Source organism: Pseudomonas sp. FBCC-B545, from assembly GCF_059134095.1.
The window spans coordinates 3,378,358-3,398,530 of sequence record NZ_CP101441.1 but is presented as its reverse complement, the minus strand read 5'-3'; the positions used below and the strand labels follow the sequence as shown (position 1 = coordinate 3,398,530).

Annotated in this window: 13 protein-coding genes; 6 read left to right on the top strand and 7 right to left on the bottom strand. The window is 61.6% G+C overall.

Going from position 1 to position 20,173, the window contains the following annotated elements; all coding sequences use genetic code 11:
• Positions 1 to 525 precede the first annotated feature (525 nt).
• The 4 genes from NMB39_RS15840 (at position 526) to NMB39_RS15825 (ending at position 9,397) form a co-directional block, all read left to right on the top strand.
• The gene (locus NMB39_RS15840; RefSeq protein ID WP_494340463.1) at positions 526 to 2,514 is read left to right on the top strand and encodes an alpha-1,4-glucan--maltose-1-phosphate maltosyltransferase; all 1,989 of its coding nucleotides are present in this window, start codon (positions 526 to 528) and stop codon (positions 2,512 to 2,514) included.
• Positions 2,515 to 2,597: 83 nt separating this feature from the next.
• Positions 2,598 to 5,945 (top strand): maltose alpha-D-glucosyltransferase, encoded by a 3,348-nt coding sequence (treS, locus tag NMB39_RS15835; protein WP_494340464.1) that lies wholly within the window; start codon positions 2,598 to 2,600, stop codon positions 5,943 to 5,945.
• The gene (glgB, locus tag NMB39_RS15830) at positions 5,942 to 8,179 is read left to right on the top strand and encodes a 1,4-alpha-glucan branching protein GlgB (RefSeq protein ID WP_306957840.1); all 2,238 of its coding nucleotides are present in this window, start codon (positions 5,942 to 5,944) and stop codon (positions 8,177 to 8,179) included. Before treS ends, glgB begins: the two co-directional genes overlap by 4 nt.
• 90 nt (positions 8,180 to 8,269) lie before the next feature.
• Positions 8,270 to 9,397: a GGDEF domain-containing protein gene (locus NMB39_RS15825; RefSeq protein WP_057022446.1), complete on the top strand. Its 1,128-nt coding sequence runs from the start codon at positions 8,270 to 8,272 to the stop codon at positions 9,395 to 9,397.
• Positions 9,398 to 9,399: 2 nt separating this feature from the next.
• Here NMB39_RS15825 and NMB39_RS15820 read toward each other — a convergent pair whose 3' ends face one another.
• The 6 genes from NMB39_RS15820 to NMB39_RS15795 form a co-directional block, all read right to left on the bottom strand.
• Positions 9,400 to 11,586 carry a GAF domain-containing hybrid sensor histidine kinase/response regulator gene (locus NMB39_RS15820; protein WP_057022445.1) on the bottom strand — a complete coding sequence of 729 codons (2,187 nt, stop codon included), beginning with the start codon at positions 11,584 to 11,586 and terminating at the stop codon, positions 9,400 to 9,402.
• Between the two features lie 171 nt (positions 11,587 to 11,757).
• The gene (locus NMB39_RS15815) at positions 11,758 to 12,609 is read right to left on the bottom strand and encodes a CAP domain-containing protein (protein ID WP_494340465.1); all 852 of its coding nucleotides are present in this window, start codon (positions 12,607 to 12,609) and stop codon (positions 11,758 to 11,760) included.
• An 82-nt stretch (positions 12,610 to 12,691) separates the two neighbouring features.
• Positions 12,692 to 14,017, bottom strand: a complete 1,326-nt coding sequence (locus tag NMB39_RS15810) for an MFS transporter (protein WP_057022443.1) — start codon at positions 14,015 to 14,017, stop codon at positions 12,692 to 12,694.
• Between the two features lie 57 nt (positions 14,018 to 14,074).
• Positions 14,075 to 15,268, bottom strand: a complete 1,194-nt coding sequence (lhgO, locus tag NMB39_RS15805) for an L-2-hydroxyglutarate oxidase (RefSeq protein WP_057022442.1) — start codon at positions 15,266 to 15,268, stop codon at positions 14,075 to 14,077.
• A 106-nt stretch (positions 15,269 to 15,374) separates the two neighbouring features.
• Positions 15,375 to 16,085, bottom strand: coding sequence for a FadR/GntR family transcriptional regulator (locus tag NMB39_RS15800; protein WP_494340466.1), 711 nt, complete (start codon positions 16,083 to 16,085; stop codon positions 15,375 to 15,377).
• A 38-nt stretch (positions 16,086 to 16,123) separates the two neighbouring features.
• Positions 16,124 to 17,356 (bottom strand): MFS transporter, encoded by a 1,233-nt coding sequence (locus NMB39_RS15795; protein WP_494340467.1) that lies wholly within the window; start codon positions 17,354 to 17,356, stop codon positions 16,124 to 16,126.
• Positions 17,357 to 17,943: 587 nt separating this feature from the next.
• Between NMB39_RS15795 and NMB39_RS15790 the strand changes: the two genes are divergently transcribed.
• Positions 17,944 to 18,828, top strand: a complete 885-nt coding sequence (locus tag NMB39_RS15790) for a LysR family transcriptional regulator (RefSeq protein WP_494340468.1) — start codon at positions 17,944 to 17,946, stop codon at positions 18,826 to 18,828.
• A gap of 56 nt (positions 18,829 to 18,884) precedes the next feature.
• Positions 18,885 to 19,562 (top strand): GNAT family N-acetyltransferase, encoded by a 678-nt coding sequence (locus tag NMB39_RS15785; RefSeq protein ID WP_494340469.1) that lies wholly within the window; start codon positions 18,885 to 18,887, stop codon positions 19,560 to 19,562.
• Here the strand turns inward: NMB39_RS15785 and NMB39_RS15780 are convergent.
• Complete coding sequence (locus tag NMB39_RS15780; RefSeq protein WP_057022438.1) at positions 19,552 to 20,154, bottom strand: TetR/AcrR family transcriptional regulator; 603 nt, start codon at positions 20,152 to 20,154, stop codon at positions 19,552 to 19,554. The genes NMB39_RS15785 and NMB39_RS15780 overlap by 11 nt on opposite strands.
• Positions 20,155 to 20,173: the final 19 nt, after the last annotated feature.

The following is a 20,173-nucleotide window of genomic DNA, read 5'->3' as shown; positions in this document are numbered from 1 at the left end:
AAATAGTCTGCAGCCAGCCACAAGGCGGGTCAGCGCACGAGCACTGAATCTATCTTGACCTTGGGAGGGGGGAGCTCGGCGCCGTCTGTAATACGAGTGGGAAAAATCAACAGAGCTTGCTCGCGATGTTTGGTTCGCAAGCAAGCGATTGCGGGCCTGTGAATCAGGCGATAACGGGCGGCATCGTTGTGGGGGGCTCCTGGACGGGCGGTGGCTCGTTTTCAGGGGGCTCTTGTTCAGGAACGGGTTTGGGTTCTGTGGGCGGCAGCGGGGGCTCGTCGATATTCGGATCTTCGGGTTCAGGGGGTAACGGGATATTCATGGGTATGGCCTCGTTTGTGCTTTGCTCTATCGGTGGACCATGGTCTGCGGGAATTGATTCCCGCCCAGTGGCGGTATATCCACCTGAACTTTTGAATGGCACCCAGGCTCGGACCTTATACGGCCCTACTCAGGGAGAGTGTCGCCGTTTCTGAATTCGGATCAAGCAAAGGGCGTCCACGGGGCGTAAGGGGAAGATGCTCGATGACTGCTGAAACACTGGCTCCAGAAGATTCCGTATTGCCGCTGTCCCAGGCGCTTTTGTTACCCAGGATCGCTATCGAAAGCACCATGCCGGTGATCGACAATGGCGAGTTCGCCGTCAAGGCGGTGGTTGGCCAGCGGATCAATGTCACCAGCAAAGTGTTCGCCGATGGCCACGACAAACTGGCGGTGCTCATCCGCTGGCGAGCGCGGGAGGATGAAAGCTGGCACAGCGTGGTCATGAACGATGTGGGCAACAATGGCTGGGAGGGGGCGTTCAGCGTCGCCCAGCAGGGCCCGCATGAATACTGCATCGAAGCCTGGATCGATACCTTCGCCAGCTTCTGTTACGAACTGCGCAAGAAACATGAGGCCGGGGTGCCGGTCAGCCTCGAGCTGCAGGAAGGCCGCAGCCTGGTGCTGCAGGCCGCCGAACGCAGTGACAACGAATTGCGCGACCGCTTGATGCTGTTGCACCACGAACTGTCGGGCCTGTTGGAAACCGAGCAGGTGGCGCTGTTTCTGCATAAAAACAGTGCACACTTGATGACCCAGGCCGATCACCGCGCCTACCTGAGCGTCAGCCCGGTGTACCCGATTGATGTGGAACGCGAAGCGGCGCAGTTTGCCAGTTGGTACGAACTGTTTCCCCGCTCGATCACCGACGAGCCGGCGCGCCACGGCACCTTCAACGATGTGCACTCGCGCTTGTCGATGATCCATGACATGGGCTTTGACGTGCTGTACTTCCCACCGATCCATCCCATCGGCCGCAGTCATCGCAAGGGCAAGAACAATGCTCTGACGGCCGGCCCCGATGATCCCGGCAGCCCCTATGCCATCGGCAGTGAAGAGGGCGGTCACGAGGCGATCCACCCGCAGTTGGGTAGCCGCGATGACTTCCGCCGGCTGGTCAAGGCCGCCGCCGACCACGGCCTGGAAATCGCCCTGGACTTCGCCATCCAGTGTTCCCAGGACCATCCGTGGCTCAAGCAGCACCCAGGCTGGTTCAACTGGCGCCCGGACGGCACGATCAAGTATGCGGAAAACCCGCCAAAGAAATACCAGGACATCGTTAACGTCGATTTCTATGCGGCGGATGCGATCCCCGGCCTGTGGACCGCGCTGCGCGACATTGTGGTGGGCTGGGTGGAAGAGGGCGTCAAGACCTTTCGCGTGGACAACCCCCACACCAAGCCGCTGCCATTCTGGCAGTGGCTGATCAGCGACGTCAGGGCCAAATATCCTGAGGTGATCTTCCTGGCGGAGGCGTTCACCACCCCGGCCATGATGGCGCGCCTGGGCAAGGTCGGCTACTCCCAGAGCTATACCTACTTTACCTGGCGCAACACTAAGGCCGAGTTGAGCGAATACCTGACGCAACTGAACCAATCGCCGTGGCGCGAATGCTACCGGCCGAATTTCTTCGTCAATACACCGGACATCAACCCAGGCTTTTTGCACCAGTCCGGGCGCCCCGGCTTCTTGATCCGTGCCGCCCTGGCGACCATGGGCTCGGGCCTGTGGGGTATGTATTCGGGCTTTGAGCTGTGTGAAGCCGCGCCGGTGCCCGGTAAAGAGGAATACCTGGATTCGGAGAAGTACGAAATCCGCCCTCGGGACTTTACCGCGCCCGGCAACATCATTGCCGAGATCGCCCAGCTCAACCGTATCCGTCGGCAGAACCCGGCGTTGCAGACCCATCTGGGGCTGAAGCTCTATAACGCCTGGAATGACAACATCCTGTATTTCGGCAAGCGCAGCGAAGACGGCAGTAACTTTATCCTGGTGGCGGTCAACCTCGACCCCTTCAATGCCCAGGAAGCTCATTTCGAGTTGCCGCTGTGGGAGATGGGCCTGCCCGACGACGCCCAGACCCAGGGCGAGGACCTGATGAATGGCCATCGCTGGACCTGGTACGGCAAGACCCAATGGACACGGCTAGAACCGCAGATGCCATTTGGGATCTGGCGTATCACTGTTTCCTAGGCAAGTGGAGATCAGAGCGTGGGAGGGGGCAAGCCCCTCCCACATTGATTGCATTTGCGTGTGCAGAATTTCAGGAGTTTCCAATGGCGAAGAAACCCAAGGCAGCCACCTTTATCAAAGACCCGCTCTGGTACAAGGACGCGGTGATCTATCAGGTTCACGTCAAATCCTATTTCGACTCCAACAACGATGGCATCGGTGACTTTCCCGGGCTGATTGCCAAGCTCGACTACATTGCCGACCTCGGTGTGAACACCATCTGGCTGTTGCCGTTCTACCCTTCGCCACGCCGTGATGACGGCTACGATATTGCCGAGTACCGTGGCGTACACAGCGACTACGGGACCATGGCCGACGCCAAGCGCTTCATTGCCGAAGCCCATAAGCGCGGGCTGCGGGTGATCACCGAGCTGGTGATCAATCACACCTCCGACCAGCACCCCTGGTTCCAGCGTGCGCGCAAGGCCAAGCCGGGCTCGGCGGCACGGGATTTCTACGTATGGTCGGACGATGACCAGAAGTACGACGGCACGCGCATTATTTTCCTCGACACCGAAAAGTCCAACTGGACCTGGGACCCGGTGGCGGGCCAGTACTTCTGGCACCGCTTCTATTCGCACCAGCCCGACCTCAACTTCGATAACCCGCAAGTGATGAAAGCGGTGCTGTCGGTGATGCGCTATTGGCTCGACCTTGGCATCGACGGCCTGCGCCTGGATGCGATCCCCTACCTGATCGAACGCGACGGCACCAATAACGAAAACCTTGCGGAAACCCACGACGTTCTCAAGCAGATCCGTGCCGAAATCGACGCCCATTACCCTGACCGCATGCTGCTGGCCGAGGCCAACCAATGGCCGGAAGACACCCAGCTGTACTTTGGCGACCGCAAGGGCGATGACGGCGATGAGTGCCACATGGCCTTCCACTTTCCGCTGATGCCGCGCATGTACATGGCATTGGCCCAGGAAGATCGCTTCCCCATCACTGATATTTTGCGTCAGACCCCGGAGATTCCCGCCAACTGCCAATGGGCGATCTTCCTGCGCAACCACGATGAACTGACCCTGGAAATGGTCACCGACAGGGAGCGCGACTACCTGTGGAACTACTACGCCGCCGACCGCCGCGCGCGTATCAACCTGGGCATCCGCCGGCGCCTGGCGCCGCTGATGGAGCGCGATCGCCGCCGTGTGGAGTTGCTCAATAGCCTGTTGCTGTCGATGCCGGGCACGCCGACCTTGTATTACGGCGATGAAATTGGCATGGGTGACAACATCTATCTGGGCGACCGCGACGGCGTGCGTACACCGATGCAATGGTCCATCGACCGCAACGGCGGTTTTTCCCGCGCCGACCCGGCCAGCCTGGTGTTGCCGCCGATCATGGACGCGCAATACGGTTATCAGTCGGTCAACGTCGAAACCCAGGCCCAGGACCCGCACTCGCTGCTCAACTGGACCCGACGCATGCTCGCCGTACGCAAGCAGTCGAAGGCGTTTGGCCGCGGCAGCCTGAAAATGCTTTCGCCAACCAATCGCCGCATTCTTGCCTATACCCGTGAGTACACCGGCGAAGATGGCCGTAGCGAGATCATCCTGTGCGTGGCCAACGTGTCGCGCAGCGCCCAGGCTGCGGAGCTGGACCTGTCTGCGTTTGCCGGCATGGTACCGGTGGAAATGCTTGGCGGTAATGCGTTCCCACCCATCGGCCAGCTGAATTTCCTGCTGACCCTGGCGCCCTATGGCTTCTATTGGTTTGTACTGGCGGCGGAGAACCAGATGCCCAGCTGGCATGTGGAACCGGCGCAAAGCATGCCTGACTTCACCACCCTGGTACTGAAAAAACGCATGGAAGAATTGTTGGAAGAACCTTGCCGCACCAGTCTTGAGCAAACCTCATTGCCGGCCTGGCTGCCCAAGCGTCGCTGGTTTGCCGGCAAAGACACGGCCATCGACAGCGTGCACATCGCTTACGGTGTTCGCTTTGGCGACCCGCAGCACCCGGTGCTGCTCAGTGAAATCGAGGTAACCAGTGGCGGCCAGGTCAGCCGTTATCAATTGCCGTTGGGCTTTCTGGGCGAAGACCAGTTCACCAGTGCCTTGCCCCAGCAATTGGCCCTGGCTCGCGTGCGGCGTACCCGCCAGGTAGGGTTGGTGACTGATGCGTTCAGCCTTGAGCAGTTTATCCGTGAGGTGATCCAGGCCATGCAGGCCGGTACCGTGCTCAGTTCCGTTGAGGGCGATCTGCGTTTCGAGTCGACCCAACACTTGGCCGGGCTGCAACTGGGCAGCGAATCGCCGGTGCGCTACTTGTCCGCCGAGCAGTCCAACAGCTCGGTGGTAGTGGGCGAGAGCCTGGTGCTCAAGTTGATCCGCAAAGTCAGCGCCGGGGTGCACCCGGAGCTGGAAATGAGTGCCTACCTGACCGCCGCCGGCTACCCGAATATTTCGCCATTGCTGGGTTCGATGAGTCGCCGCGATGGGCAAGGCCAGGACAACCTGCTGATGATTGCCCAAGGCTACCTCAGCAACCAGGGCGATGCCTGGAGCTGGACCCAGAACAACCTGGAGCGGGCGATCCGCGACGAACTGGCCGAGGCCATCTCCGAACAGGAGCAGCACTACAACGCCCTGGGGGAACTGGCGGATTTCGCCGGGCTGCTTGGCCAGCGCCTGGGGGAAATGCACCTGGTGCTGGGCGCGCCGACCGCCGACAAGGCTTTCAAGCCCGAACTCACCACGGCCAAGGATACCCAGGCCTGGGCCAAGGATGTCGGCGCCCAGATCGACCGCGCCCTGCAACTGCTCAAACTTCATCAAAGCCAGTTGAACCCCGCTGATCAGGCGTTGGTCAGTGAATTACTGGCGCAGAAAAAAGCCAACGCCGGGCATGTCCAGGCGCTGGCGAAGGCCACGCTAGGCGGATTGCGTATCCGGGTGCATGGAGACTTGCATCTGGGCCAGGTATTGGTGGTCAAGGGCGATGCCTACCTGATCGACTTTGAAGGCGAACCGGCGCGACCACTGCATGAACGGCGTGGCAAACACAGCCCCTATAAAGATGTGAGTGGTGTGTTGCGCTCCTTCGATTACGCGGCGGCCATGGCCCTGAATGTGCAAGGAGTGGATCACTCGCCGGAAGCGGACAACGCGCGTAAACGCGTGACCGATCGCTACCTGAATGAAGCCCGCCAGGCATTTACCCAGGCTTACCAGGCGGCGACGGCTACACTGGCGCATGATTGGCAGGATGCCAAGGGCCAGGACGCAGCGCTGACGTTGTTCAGCCTGGAGAAGGCTGCGTACGAAGTGGCCTACGAAGCGGAAAATCGCCCGACCTGGTTGCCGGTGCCCCTGCAAGGGCTGCACGGTTTGCTCAGCGGGCTAACACCTAAATCGAAACCTGTACGCGGTGGGGAGACCTCATGAGTTTTACACATAAAGAACCGCTGCAGCCCAAGCTGACGGCATTGCCGGCGTCCAAGGACGTCGAAGCGCTGGTGCGCGCCGAGCACCCCGATCCATTCTCGATCCTGGGGCCCCATGACGACGAGCAGGGGGGGCAGTTTATCCGCGTCTTTCTGCCGGAGGCGTTGAGCGTCCAAGTGCTCAGCCGCGATGGCAGCGAGACCCTTGGCAGCCTGGAGGCCAACCAGGTACCGGGTTTGTTTGTCGGGCAGTTCGGTACGCGTCAACCTTACCTGTTGAAAATCCAGTGGGCGGGCGGCGAGCAGATCACCGAAGACCCCTACAGCTTCAGCCAATTGTTGCTGGGGGAAATGGACCTCTACCTGTTTGCCGAAGGCAATCATCGTGACCTTGGCAGTTGCCTCGGCGCCCAGGTGACCAGCGTCGATGGCGTCGCGGGCGTGCGTTTTGCGGTATGGGCACCGAATGCACGGCGGGTCTCGGTGGTGGGCGACTTCAATATCTGGGACGGTCGCCGTCATCCGATGCGCCTGCGCCATCCGTCTGGCGTCTGGGAGATTTTTATCCCTCGCCTGCAACCGGGTGCCGCCTACAAATATGAAATCCTCGGTGCCCATGGGATTCTGCCGCTCAAGGCCGACCCCATGGCCCTGGCCACCCAATTGCCGCCCGATACCGCCTCTAAAGTCGCCGCTCCCTTGCAGGTCGACTGGCAGGACCATGACTGGATGCAGGCCCGTGGCGACAAGCAGAAATCCACTGCGCCGTTGTCGATCTATGAGCTGCATGTGGGCTCCTGGCAGTGCGAACTGGACGAGACCGGCGAAGTCGCCCGCCAGTACGGCTGGCGTGAACTGGCCGAGCGCCTGATTCCCTATGTGCAGCAACTGGGCTTCACTCATATCGAGCTGATGCCGATCATGGAGCATCCCTTTGGCGGTTCCTGGGGCTATCAAGCCCTGTCGCAGTTCGCGCCCAGTGCGCGCTTTGGCTCGCCGGAAGACTTCGCCTGGTTCGTCAATGCCTGCCATCAGGCAGATATCGGCGTGATCCTTGACTGGGTGCCGGCGCATTTTCCCACTGACACCCACGGCCTGGCGCAATTCGACGGCACGGCGCTGTACGAATATGCCAACCCGCTGGAAGGCTTCCACCAGGATTGGGACACGTTGATCTACAACCTGGGCCGCACCGAGGTCCATGGCTTCATGTTGGCGTCGGCGTTGCACTGGCTCAAGCATTTCCATGTCGACGGTCTGCGAGTGGATGCGGTGGCGTCGATGTTGTACCGCGACTACTCGCGCAAGGCTGGAGAGTGGGTGCCCAATCGCCATGGCGGCCGGGAAAACCTGGAAGCCATCGACTTCCTGCGGCACTTGAACGACGTGGTCGCCCTGGAAGCGCCGGGGGCCTTGGTGATTGCCGAGGAGTCCACCGCCTGGCCCGGGGTGAGCCAGCCGACCCAACAGGGTGGCCTGGGGTTCAACTACAAGTGGAACATGGGGTGGATGCATGACTCGCTGCATTACATTCAGCAAGACCCGGTGTACCGCGCCCATCATCACAACGAACTGAGTTTTGGCCTGGTCTACGCCTGGTCCGAGCGTTTTATCCTGCCGATCTCCCACGACGAGGTGGTGCACGGCAAGCACTCGCTGATCGACAAGATGCCTGGCGACCGCTGGCAGAAGTTCGCCAACCTGCGCGCCTACCTGAGTTTCATGTGGATGCACCCGGGCAAGAAGCTCTTGTTCATGGGCTGTGAGTTTGGCCAGTGGCGCGAGTGGAACCATGACCAGCAACTGGATTGGTACTTGTTGCAATACCCCGAGCACCGCGGCGTGCAGAAGCTGGTGGGTGACTTGAACCGCCTGTATCGCGAGGAGCCGGCGCTGCACGAACAGGATGATGCACCCCAGGGCTTCCAATGGTTGATTGGCGATGACGCGATCAACAGCGTCTACGCCTGGCTGCGCTGGAGCAAGGACGGTAAGCCGGTGCTGGTGGTCGCCAACTTCACCCCGGTACCGCGTGAAGGCTATGCGGTGGGTGTGCCCTTCGGCGGGCGCTGGAGCGAGGTGATCAACAGTGATGCGGATACCTACGCCGGGTCAAACTTTGGCAACGGCGGAGAGGTGCTTGCCCAGGAGGAGCCACGTCATGGGCAACCGGCGTCGTTGTCGTTGAACCTGCCGCCGTTGGGCGTACTGATTCTGCGCCCGCAAGGACTTTAAGGGCTCTTCCTTGCTGGACGCAGTTGTCCAGGCTACTGGCAGGGTGCCACAATGGCGCCTTTGTCGTAGCAGTCCAAACAGGCGGTTTGCATGAACAGCTTCAGTCGTGCGCAGGATCAGGACGACGTGATCGAGGAGCAGGTGCGAACTGACCGTTTGCATCAGCTGTTTCGCCAATCGTTTTCCGCGGTGTTCGGCAGTTACTTGGGCGCGGCCATGCTCTGCTGGCTGTGCTGGGATCGCTTTGAGCACCGGGTCATGCTGGTGTGGCTGGTGTTGCTGGCGGGTGCGTCGCTGCTGCGATTGAAGATGTTCATGGGCTGGTTTGGGTGCCCTGACAGCGAGCGCACACCCGCTCGCTGGGAGCGGCGTTACTGGGTCACATTGATGTTATCGGCCGGCATCTGGGGTGGCGGTGCGTTGGCGGTCATGCCCAGTGACGACCGGGTGTCTCAAGTGCTGGTCATGTTGTTTACCGTAGGCATGTCGGTCAGCGCCGTATCCTGTTACTCAGCGTATCGCTACATGACGCTGGGGGCCATGGCCCTGGTGCTGCTGCCGTGTACGCTGTGGTTGCTATTGCAGCCTTCATCGATGCAGGTTGGCGTGGCGCTTGCGGTGCTGGTGTTCTCGACCTTTGTGATGAGTGCCACGCGCAAGCTGTCTGATGCCCTGGAAAAAGCTTTTCGCCTGACCCGGCAAATGGAACAGGCCCACACCATTTCAACCCATGCCGCACAGACCGACGAACTCACCGGCCTGAAGAATCGTCGTGCTTTCTTCGAGCATGCCCAGTTGTTGTACACGCAGTGTCGACAGAACCAGCAGCCGCTGTGTGCGCTGATGCTGGACATGGACCATTTCAAATACATCAACGATACCTACGGCCACCAGGCCGGTGACCAGGTGTTGCGCCAGGTCGGCGGTGTGATCAGCGCTTCGTTTCGTCAAGCCGACGTGTCCGGGCGCCTGGGCGGTGAAGAGTTTGCCGTGCTGCTGCCCAATACGTCCCTGGAGACTGCGCGGGCTATCGGTGAGCAATTGATCGAAGCGATTGCCGGCTTGAGCGCTGAACCGGTGCAGGGCCTGACCGCGAGCCTCGGGGTGGCGTCGACCGAGGGCAACGAGCACGATCTGCCCGGCCTGATGAACGATGCCGACCAGGCGCTGTACCGCGCCAAATCCCTGGGTCGCAATCAGGTCGTGATCGCGCAATAGGCTCAATCCTTGGACATGGCCCTGGCCAGGGCGCGTGCGACCTGTTCGGCAGAGTAGGGCTTGGCGAGGAATTCGAAACCTTCGTAGCCGCTGTCGGCCAGTTCTTCGCTGTAGCCCGAGGTGAGCACCACCGGCAGGTCGGCACGGCGCTCGCGCAGTAACCTGGCCATCGCCACGCCGGTCATCCCGGGCATCACCACATCCGAAAAAATCGCATCGAACGCCCCAGCGTCGGGGCCTGCGAGGGCCAGTGCCTGGCGAGCGTCGGTGGCCCAAGTGGTCTGGTAGCCCAGGTCCTGGAGGATCTGGCTGGCGAAGCGTCCCACTTCCAGGTTGTCTTCCACGATCAGCACATGGCGCTGGATGTTGTTCGGCAGTGGCACGAACTGCTCGGGCGTGGGCGATGGCGGTGCGTCCTGGCTGTCCACCTGTGGCAGGTACAGGGTAAACACCGTGCCTTGGCCGAGGGCGCTGGATACGTCGATATTGCCACCTGATTGCTTGGCAAAGCCAAACACCTGGGATAGACCCAGGCCTGTCCCTTTGCCCACCGCCTTGGTGGTAAAGAACGGCTCGAAAATGCGTTCGAAGGTGTCACTGGGAATGCCGGGGCCGGTGTCTGCCAGAGAAATCGTCACGTAGGGCAGGTGCGACCCGGCATCCCCGCGGATGCGCGGCAGGGGCTGGTGCCCGGTGACTTTCAACGTCAGTGTGCCCTGGCCTTCCATGGCATCGCGAGCGTTGAGGGCGATGTTGATCAATGCAGTCTCGAACTGGCTCGGGTCGATGCGTGCGTAGCAAGGCTGATCAGGCAATTGCACCTTCACGTGGATACGTGCGCCGGTGACGCTTTCAAGCATTTCACCGATGTTCTGCACCCGCTGACCGACATCGAATACCTGCGGGTTCAACGGCTGGCGACGGGCAAAGGCGAGCAGTTGACTGGTCAGCTTGCTGGCCCGCTCCACCGTATCGGAAACGGCGCTCATGTAGCGCTGGCGACGTTCTTGCGCCAACCCCGGTTGGCGCAGGAAGTCCACGGACGAGCGAATGATGGTCAGCAGGTTGTTGAAATCATGGGCCACGCCGCCAGTAAGCTGGCCGATGGCTTCAAGCTTTTGCGATTGGCGCAGTGCAGCCTCGGCCTGGGCCAGGGCGAGGGTACGTTCTTCCACCCGCTGCTCCAGGGTGGCGTTGAGTTCGGTGTATGCCGCCAGCCCCTCGCGTACGGCGGCATCGGCGCGCACGCGCTCAATGTGCGCCCAGGAGCGCTCCGTGACTTCGCCCAACAACGCCAGGTCGTAGGAAGACCAGTAGCGGGGCTGCTTGTCATGTATGGCCATCAACGCGGTGAGGCGCCCATCCTTGATCAGCGGCATGCAGATGGTGGCGGTTACGCCCAGGGCCTGGAAGGTCGCCGACTCATCGGCCGGCAGTTCGACCAGGTTATTGCAAATCACCAGCGGCGCGCCGGCCCGCAGGCAGGTCACGGCGCGTTCGCCGAACTGCGCCAGGCTGTAATGGCCGATGATGCTTGGCGAGCCGTTCGCCGCCCAGTCGCCGCGGATGGTGAAGCCGTCTTCATCGGCATCCATGTCGGCGTAAGCGCAAATGGACACCTGCAGGTGTTGCGCCAATAACTGGGTGGTGGCGGTCATGATTGTTTCGGCGTCGGTGGCGTTGGCTACAGTGCTGCCGATGGCATCCAGCACTTCCAGGCGCCGGGCGAGAAACACAGTGGCGGTGGTCTCGGTCACCGTGTCGAGCATGCCGACCACCTTGCCCCGGGAGTCACGGATGGGGCTGTAGCAGAAGGTGAAGTAGGCTTGTTCAGGCACATCATTGCGCTGGATCAGCAGCGGGAAGTTCTCGATGAAGGTGGCATGCCCATCGAATGCAGCGCTGGCGATGGGGCTGATATCGCTCCACACCTCATGCCATACCTCGTTGAACGGGCGGCCCAATGCCTCAGGCTTGTTACCCAGGATCGGGGCGAACGCATCGTTATAGAGCGTAATCAATTCAGGCCCCCAGACGATGGCCTGGGGAAACCGGGAGGCGAAGCACAGCGCGGCGGTGGTCTTCAATACGTCGGGCCACTGCTCCAGCGGCCCCAGGGGCGTACTGGCCCAATCATGCTGGCGGACCCGCTCGGCCATGTCGCTGCCGTCTTGCAGCCAATTCATCATTGGGTCAACACCTTATTTGCCACGGTTCAACTATTGCCTGAAACGTCAGGTCGCAAGCAACAGACCTGCATGACCGCAACCAGTTCAGCGCGACCATGCAGGTGATAGCAGTTTGAACATATCTGCATATGGATGAATAAATTCAGCGCTTTCCAGGCGCTCGCCCAAGGCTTATTGGGCGGCGAATACTCCGGTCCAGTAGATGCCCGCGTCGCTCTTGGGATCCATCGCGTAGGCGGCCCCCAATTCGCGAAATTGCGGGTTCATGAGGTTGGCGCAATGGCCAGGGCTGGCGAGCCACCCGTCGACGACCTTGCGTGGGGTATCGAGGCCGGCGGCGATGTTCTCACCAATGTTCTTGGCGATATACCCGGCCAGTTCGGCGCGGTCGCCAGGGGTACGGCCGTCGTGGTCCAGGTGGTCGAAGAAATTGCCGTTGGCCATGTTACGTGTGTGGCTGTTGGCAGCGCTGGCGAGTGCATCGTTCCACGACAGCGGGGCGGCGGCGGTGAACGCCTGGGTGCCGCAAGTGCGCGTTTCTGCGCGAGCGGCGTTGACCAGGTTGAGCAGTTGCCGGCCCTCGGTCTGCCAGTCACCCAGGCCACTGGTCACCAACGGGCGGGCCAATACGATGCGCCAGTCCTGGCCGCTGTTACTCACGCCGATGTCGACAAATTGCGGGTCCAGCACCACCCGGCAGAAGCTTTCGCGTACCGCTTTCATGGCGGCGTCGGCGTCCTTTGGCCCGGACAGGCTGATGGCCTGCACGTTGACCATCGGGTACGCAGCCCGCGCCAGGGACTGCTGCAAGTCGCCGACGTTGGAGGCCGGCAGCACCAGGCGTGTGTCGCTGGTCAGTGGCGGCAACTCCTGGGAGCCTTGGTCACCGCAGCGTTGCAGCTGGCTGCGGTATTGATTGATCTGTTGTATCAACTGACTTTCTTCATTCGCCATCGCGCTGGCGCAGAACACCGTACTGGCGGCCAGCGTCGTAAGACCCATCATCAATGACAGAACGCGCATGGACGTTACCCTTGAGCTTGAAAGTGCCCATGATGCGCGATCCAGGTGCATCCATGCACCCGTTGGTCCGAACTTTTTTTCTTCAGTTCTTGAATGTCGAATGTTTTGCGCCCTGATCGCACAGGGCAAACACCACCACCAACAGCGCAGAAACCGCGAGGATGATCACCACCCCATCGGTGGAATGGGTGGCCGAGGCCGCCACCATCGACAGCGCGCCCAGCGGTGCCAGGCCACCGGCAATGGCCGTGCCGATTTCACGCCCGGTGCCGAAGCCCGATGAGCGCGTCTGGGTCGGGAACTGCCGGCTCAGGAACGAGCCCTGGGGAGCGAACATCATCGGCGCGAGGATGCCGGTGCCTACGCCGATGGCGAGGTAGATCATCAGGCTTTCGCCACTGTTGAGCAGCGCCAGGAACGGGTAGGCGAACAGCAACGAGCACAGGCCACCGAGCATCAGCACGGTCTTGCTGCTCCACTTGTCGCACAGCCAGCCGAAGCAGGGCACCGCGACGATGGCGACCAGGCTGGCGATGGTCACCGACAGGGAGGTGACATGCACGTCTACGCCTTTGAATTGAGTCAGGTAGGCCAGAGAGAAGGTCTTGAAAATGTAGCTCAGGGCGTTGTAGCCAATAGCAACAAAGAACACCACCGCGAGGCCCTTGAGATCGTTCTTGAACAGCGCCTTGAGCGGGGACGGCTTGGCCTTGACGGCCTCTTTACTCAGTTCCTGGAACTGCGGGGTTTCCGGAATGCTGTTACGTACCCACAGGCCCACGCCCACCAGCACGATGCTGCAGATAAATGGAATACGCCAGCCGCCAGCCAGCAGGAACTCGTTGCCGTTGATGGTCAGCAGGTAAATGGTCAGCGAGGACAGCAGCAGGCCCAGGTTCAGGCCCAGTGCCGGCCAGGCGCCCTGGCTGCCGCGCTTGCCCTGGGCGGCGTGTTCGTAGGATGTCACTGCGGCGCCCGACAACTCGGCACCGGCGCCCAGGCCCTGGATGATGCGGATGAACACCAGCAGGATCGGGGCCCAGATGCCGATGGAGGCGTAGCTGGGGATCAGGCCGATCAGCGTGGTGCACACGCCCATCAGGCAGAAGGTCAGCACCAGCACCTGCTTGCGTCCGAACTTGTCGCCCAGGTAGCCAAACAGGATGCCGCCGAACGGGCGGGCGATAAAGCCGATGGCGAAGGTGGAAAAGGCCATCAGCGTGGCCGTCTTGGGGTCGCTGTTATCGAAGAAGATCTTCGAGAACACAATGGCCGCCATGGTTGCGTACAGGTAAAAGTCGTACCACTCCAGCATCGAGCCAAAAATGGTGGCGGCCGCGACTTTGCGCAGGCGCTTTCGGGTTTGCACAGGCGTTTCGGTGCCGGGGATGGAGGCGGTTGCCGTCATGCTGGACTTCCTTCTGGGTCTTTGTAGTTATTGTTGGGTGAACGGGCAGAGCGGGTATTACTCGGGGTGGAACAGGCGGTCGGCGATCATCGCGCCGATGGGCATGGCTGACGTGGCGGCCGGCGAGGGCGCGTTGCACACGTGGAGCATTCGCGAGGTCTGTGCGAACAGGAAATCGTGGACCAGGCTGCCATCGCGCATGACTGCCTGGGCGCGGATACCGGCCTCATAGGGCAGCAGGTCGTCGAGGGTCAGGGACGGGCAGTATTTGCGGCACTGCTCCAGGTAACCGGACTTGAACAGCGAGTTCTTCATCTCGGTGGTACCGGAGCCGAGGTTTTGCCAAAGGGTTTTCCAGAAACCCGGAAAACTGGCGTACTGCGCCACGTCGCGCCAGTTCACCGAGAACTTGCGGTAGTTCTCGCGCCCCAGCCCGAGTACGGCATTCGGGCCGACGGTGACGCTGCCGTCGATCATGCGGGTCAGGTGGACGCCGAGGAACGGCAGCTCCGGATCGGGAATCGGGTAGATCAGGTGGTTGACGATGTTGTTCTTCGATGCCGGCAGGCGGAAGTACTCGCCGCGAAACGGGATGATCTGATGATCAATGCTGATTCCGGCCAGGCGGGCCAGGCGGTCCGATTGCAAGCCGGCGCACACCACCAGGTGGCGGGCTTGCCAGGTTTCGCCATGGGTACTGACGGTGACTTTATCGGTGTCTTCGTGAATGGCGGTTACTGTGCGCTCCAGGCAGATCTGCCCGCCGCCGCGACGGATCACCTGGGCCATGGTCTCGCACACCTGGCGGTAATCGACGATCCCGGTGGCGTCGAGAAACAACCCGCCGAGGCCGACAATGTTCGGTTCACGCTGGCGCAATTGCTCGGCATCCAGGCGCTCGACCTGCATGCCGTTAAGCTGGGCGCGGGCGTGCAACGCTTCCATCCGTTGCATTTCCAGCGGGCTGGACGCCACCAGCAGCTTGCCGCACACCTCGAACTTGATCCCGTGATCACGGCAGAACTGCTTGGTGGCTTCAGCGCCGCGTTTGCACAGGTCGGCCTTGAGGCTGCCGGGGGCGTAGTAGATGCCTGCATGAATCACGCCGCTGTTGTGACCGGTCTGGTGCTTGGCCAGCACCGGTTCTTTTTCCAGGATCACCAGTGACGCGCCTGGCTGGCGCTTGAGCAATTCCATGGCGGTGGCCAGGCCAACGATGCCGCCGCCGATGATGCAAAAATCGTGAATCATTGCAGGAGTTCCCAAGTCACACATTTCAGTCTGCTTATCAGGTTGTCAGACTAATGTTTTTGTTAAAAAAATGGCGTGTCCCAGGACACGCTATAAACACAGTGGATCAATTCGTGGTCGGCAATTCCAGTTGCAGGCGGCGTGCTGCTGCACGCAAATGCGCCTCGGCGCTGGCGGCTGCGCGTTGAGCGTCGCCGTCGGCAATGGCTTGGTAGAGCTGCTGGTGTTCCTGGGTCGCATCGGCCGAGCCGGTAGCGAAGCGCGACGCGGAGTTTTCCCACGCGGTCTTGCGGGCACTGGCCAACTGGCTCCTGAGGAAGTCATGGAAGGCCACGAAGTAGTCATTCTTGCTGGCGTCGGCGATGGCGCGGTGGAATTCCACATCGGCCAGGGCCGCGGCCTCGAAATCGTCACGGTTGTCCTGCATGGCCTGCAAGGCGCTTTTCATGCGTTGCAGGTCGGTAGCGTCACGTCGCTGGGCGGCAATCGAGGCGGCCTGCGTTTCGATCCACAGGCGCACTTCGAACATCTGCGCCAGGTCAGGCCGGCGCCCGTTCGGCTGCGGGAAACGGAACACCGTGCCAGCGGGCGTCTGCGAAATAAATGAGCCCAGGCCGCGGCGGGCGGTGAGGACGCCGTCAGCCTTGAGCTGGGCAATGGCTTCGCGCACCACGGAGCGGCTGACGTTGAGCTGTTCAGCCAGTTGCTGTTCGGTAGGCAGGCGCGACTCCGGGGCCAACTGGCCGGATTCGATTTCTGCGCGAATCGCGCTGACAACCCGTACGACGAGCGAATCGGGGCGCTGGAGCTCAAGCATGATGAAACCTTGGTGATCAGGTTGTCAGACAATAGTCGTTACGATTTTAACTTGTCAATATTTGTCTGCTCCGAGCCGGCCCGTTTGCGCGCGCGATTCCAGGCAATCACACCGGCGAGCAGGATCAACCCCGCTGCTGTGGCGAAGGTGGCATGCAGGCCGGCGGTCACAGTCTGTGGCGTAGCCTGGGTGACATCCGGGCTGCTGCGGGCGAAGACCGCGCCCAGGACCGATGCGCCGAAAATCAGGCCCAGGTTGCGCGACAGATTCAACAGGCCGGCAACGGTACCCCGGCGTGTCGCCGGCACATCGCTCATGACTGCGGTATTGTTGGCCGCCTGGAACAGGCTGTAGCCCGTCGTCAACCCCATCAGTGCCGCGATGTACGCGACGAGCCCCGAGACCTGCGACAACCAAAGCGCAGCGCACAGCATCGTGCCTATGCCCACCAGGGTCAGGCGCCGGGTACCCAGGCGGTCGGTAAGGTAGCCCGCCGGTATGCCGGTAATGGCCGCGACCGCCGGGCCAACCGCCATCGCCAGGCCCATCAAGGCGGGATCCAGGCCCAAGCCACGGGACAGATAGAACGGGCCCACCACAAACGTGGCCATGATCACCGCCGACACGAGGGCGCTCATTGCCAGGCCGGCGCGCAACCCCGCATCGCGCAAGGGCGGCCGGAATGTATCCGGGAGTGACGCGTCACGGCGGCAAGCATCCATCGGCAGATAGCGATAGGCGAGGACGGCGGCCAACCCGGCCAATGGCATACCGACCAGGAACAACGCCTGCCAGCCCCAAAGACTGAGTAATAGCCCCCCGAGGCTGGGGCCCATGGCGGTGCCAAGCGCTGACATCGTGCCGAGCAGGCCCATGACCCGACCAGTGTTTTGCTTGCTGACCGTGTCACCAACCATGCCCAGGGTCATCGCCATCATGATTGCCGCGCCCAGGCCCTGCAGCACCCGTGCGCCGACCAGCCAGGGCAAGGAGGGCGAGGCGGCACAGCCTGCGCATGCCAGGGCAAACAGCAATAACCCGGCCAGCAACAGGCGTCGACGACCCAGGTAGTCGCCCAGGCGCCCGGCGCTGACGATCACTGCAGTGATGGCCAACAGGTAGGCGAGCACCACCCATTGCACTGCGTGAAACGATGCCGCGAATGCGTGCGCCAGGCTTGGCAGACCGACATTGGCGATGCTGGTGCCCAGCGCGGCCAACAACATGGATAACGACAAGGCGACAAGGCCGCCGCGTGAGGACGTCTGCATGAGCGTTTCCTTGAGTGAATGCGACTGTCACAAATCTACGGCGTCACCTAAGATGGCGGAAGACGCATGGGTTGCAGGTTATAGCTGCACAAAACGCCTCATCGGGGCATGGTGTTCCACAACTACTGGTACGCCACCGGACCTGTGGGAGGGGGCTTGCCCCCGATGGCCATGGGTATTTACACATCTTTGATGTAGCGACCGCCGGTAACCACGATGCGCAGCGAGTCGCTCTTGATCTGGCTTTTGATCTTGATCTTAGGCGCCCCGTTAAACCACGCTGGCGGATTACGGGCACACCGAGCCTGGGCGAGGTGCCGAGTGGTGGGGCAAGAGCGTTTGGTTACTTTGCGCTTTTCAAAGTGACCCGCTGTAAAAGCGGAACCAATAGTGGCCGTTGCCCAAATAACGGATATGTACTCGGTCTGATCCAACATTCTGTTCGGCTGTCAGGCCGCCATCGGGAGCAAGCCCCATCCCACAGGGGGTCTGCGCTTAACTGACCGGCGTTAGGGCAAGCCGCTCCCCCATTTAGAGCGTCGCGAGGGTGAGCGCCTTCGGCAATACCCATACTCATCGGAGCCCGCATGACCGACTTCAATTTGCTGATCACCCTGGATATTTTGCTGGCCGAAGGCAGCGTCGCCCGTGCCGCCAAGCGCCTGCGCCTGAGCCCTTCGGCCATGAGCCGGGCCCTGGCGCGTTTGCGTGCGGCCACTGGTGATCCGTTGCTGGTACGCGCCGGTCGCGGCTTGGTGCCGACGCCACGGGCGTTGCAATTACGCGAGCAGGTCAGCCAACTGGTGCAGGATGCCTACGCCGTGCTGCGTCCGGCTCACAGCCTGGATCTGGGTGGGTTGGTGCGCACCTTCACCCTGCGCACCAGTGAGGAGTTTGTCGAAAGCTTCGGCCCGGCGCTGTTGGCGCGCATCGCACGTCAGGCCCCAGGTGTGCGTTTGCGTTTCGTCAATAAAAGCGACAAAGCCAGCGCGCTGTTACGCGAAGGCGGTGTCGACCTGGAAACCGGTGTGGTCGATGCCGACGCCAGCCCCGAGGTGCTGACCCAGGCGCTGTTTCGTGACCGCCTGGTGGGCGTAGTGCGCGATGGCCATGCCTTGAGCCGCGGCAAGATCAGCGCCGCGCGTTTTGCCCAGGGGCAACATGTCTATGTGTCGCGGCGTGGGCAGGATCGTGGTCAGATCGACGCTGCACTGCAGGCCCTGGGTCTTGTACGGCAGGTCGGTATCGTGGTCGCCGGCTTCAACACTGCCATCGCCCTGGCCCGCGAGACTGACCTGATCGCCAGCGTGCCTGAGCGCTACATCACCGTACCGGCCCGAGGGCTGCACTGCTTTGAACTGCCGGTCACGTTACCGACGTTCACCGTGGCAATGCTTTGGCACCCACGCCAGGATGCCGACCTGGGCCATCGCTGGCTGCGCGGTTGCCTGCGCGAGGTATGCGGGCCATGAGGGGGCCGCAACGGGTACAATCGCCGCTGCCTTGACGCGAAACTCCAGGAATTTGCATGTTCAGCCTTACCCGCTATACCACGCCGTGCCCAGAATCGGTCAACAGCCAGATCCTGCAGATGGTGGTGGACAACCTCACCGACATCAGCAGCGTGGCGTTGGCGCCAAGCAACCTGCTGTACAACATCTACCAGTACGCCATTGGCTTTGAGGTGCATCTGTACCTTGAGGCGTTGGATGGCACAAAGGGCATTGCCGTCGAGTTGGTCGTGGCGATGCAGGCAGAGACCGTTATTGGTTTTTGCCTATACCTGCCGGTGAAGGACGATCCAGAGGCGTGTGGCATAGCCTTCATGGCGGTGCAGGCTGGCTTTCGTCGTCAGGGTGTGGCGCGGGGCATGCTGGGCGAGGTGCTGGCGCGCTATCCCCATGCTGAGCTGGCCTGTGCGGTGGAGAAGGTCCCGGTCTTCGAGGCCATGGGGTTCCGAGTGCGCGGGGCGCGGGGTACGCAAGTGTTGATGAACACCCGCGACTACGGCACCGACGGGCTGATGGGCGTGCTGGATGTGGCGCCGATCTATAGCTCGCTGGAAGTACGCCAGATCCATACCTACCTGCTGCAAAAGCACGGCAAGCGCGCCATGGTCGACGCGGAGAAGCAGCGCGACCGGCACCTGGATCAGTTGACGCGCAAGGTCCAGCTGTTTATCCAGGGCCGTTCTCCTACCGCCTGACGCGATTGACCATCCCCAGGATGGTCGCCAGCAATTCCTCTTGCGCCTCCTCGCGGCTGATCTCGCCATTGGCCGCCGCATGGGACAACGCTTCTGCTGCACCGAGCATGGCCCGCAGGCCAGCCTGGGAAATACTGCCACCTGAGGCGAAGGGGGCCAGCGCGTCGCGGCATTTCTCCAGGAAGATCGCCTCATATTCACGCTTGAGCGCCTCCAGCTCCGGCGAACCGCTCAGCGCCGCAATCACCCCCGGGATTTCCCGGCCTTGCAACAACACGCAATCGACATAGGACGAGGCGATCACCCAGGCTCGGTCCTCCAGGGTTGCGTTGCTGGTCTGGATGGCATCGGTAAAGACCTGATCCTGACGCTCGTCGAAATCTGCATACAACGCGGTCAGTAACCCTGCACGCGTAGTGAAGTGGTCGTAGACCACCGGCTTGGTAACGCCCGCCAGTTCTGCCAGACGGCCCAGGGTCAGGGCGTCGGTGCCCTCTGCGCGGACCAGTTGCCAGGCCACATCGAGTAACTGGCGCAGGCGACCTTCACGGGATAAACGCCGACGCGGGGCAGGGGATTCAGTGCTTGACATGCTTATATACCAAAAGTAA

Coding starts and splice junctions, on each gene's coding strand:
- NMB39_RS15840 (WP_494340463.1), top strand. CDS start 526: ATGACTGCTGAAACACTGGCTCCAGAAGATTCCGTATTGCCGCTGTCC.
- treS (WP_494340464.1), top strand. CDS start 2,598: ATGGCGAAGAAACCCAAGGCAGCCACCTTTATCAAAGACCCGCTCTGG.
- glgB (WP_306957840.1), top strand. CDS start 5,942: ATGAGTTTTACACATAAAGAACCGCTGCAGCCCAAGCTGACGGCATTG.
- NMB39_RS15825 (WP_057022446.1), top strand. CDS start 8,270: ATGAACAGCTTCAGTCGTGCGCAGGATCAGGACGACGTGATCGAGGAG.
- NMB39_RS15820 (WP_057022445.1), bottom strand. CDS start 11,586: ATGATGAATTGGCTGCAAGACGGCAGCGACATGGCCGAGCGGGTCCGC.
- NMB39_RS15815 (WP_494340465.1), bottom strand. CDS start 12,609: ATGCGCGTTCTGTCATTGATGATGGGTCTTACGACGCTGGCCGCCAGT.
- NMB39_RS15810 (WP_057022443.1), bottom strand. CDS start 14,017: ATGACGGCAACCGCCTCCATCCCCGGCACCGAAACGCCTGTGCAAACC.
- lhgO (WP_057022442.1), bottom strand. CDS start 15,268: ATGATTCACGATTTTTGCATCATCGGCGGCGGCATCGTTGGCCTGGCC.
- NMB39_RS15800 (WP_494340466.1), bottom strand. CDS start 16,085: ATGCTTGAGCTCCAGCGCCCCGATTCGCTCGTCGTACGGGTTGTCAGC.
- NMB39_RS15795 (WP_494340467.1), bottom strand. CDS start 17,356: ATGCAGACGTCCTCACGCGGCGGCCTTGTCGCCTTGTCGTTATCCATG.
- NMB39_RS15790 (WP_494340468.1), top strand. CDS start 17,944: ATGACCGACTTCAATTTGCTGATCACCCTGGATATTTTGCTGGCCGAA.
- NMB39_RS15785 (WP_494340469.1), top strand. CDS start 18,885: ATGTTCAGCCTTACCCGCTATACCACGCCGTGCCCAGAATCGGTCAAC.
- NMB39_RS15780 (WP_057022438.1), bottom strand. CDS start 20,154: ATGTCAAGCACTGAATCCCCTGCCCCGCGTCGGCGTTTATCCCGTGAA.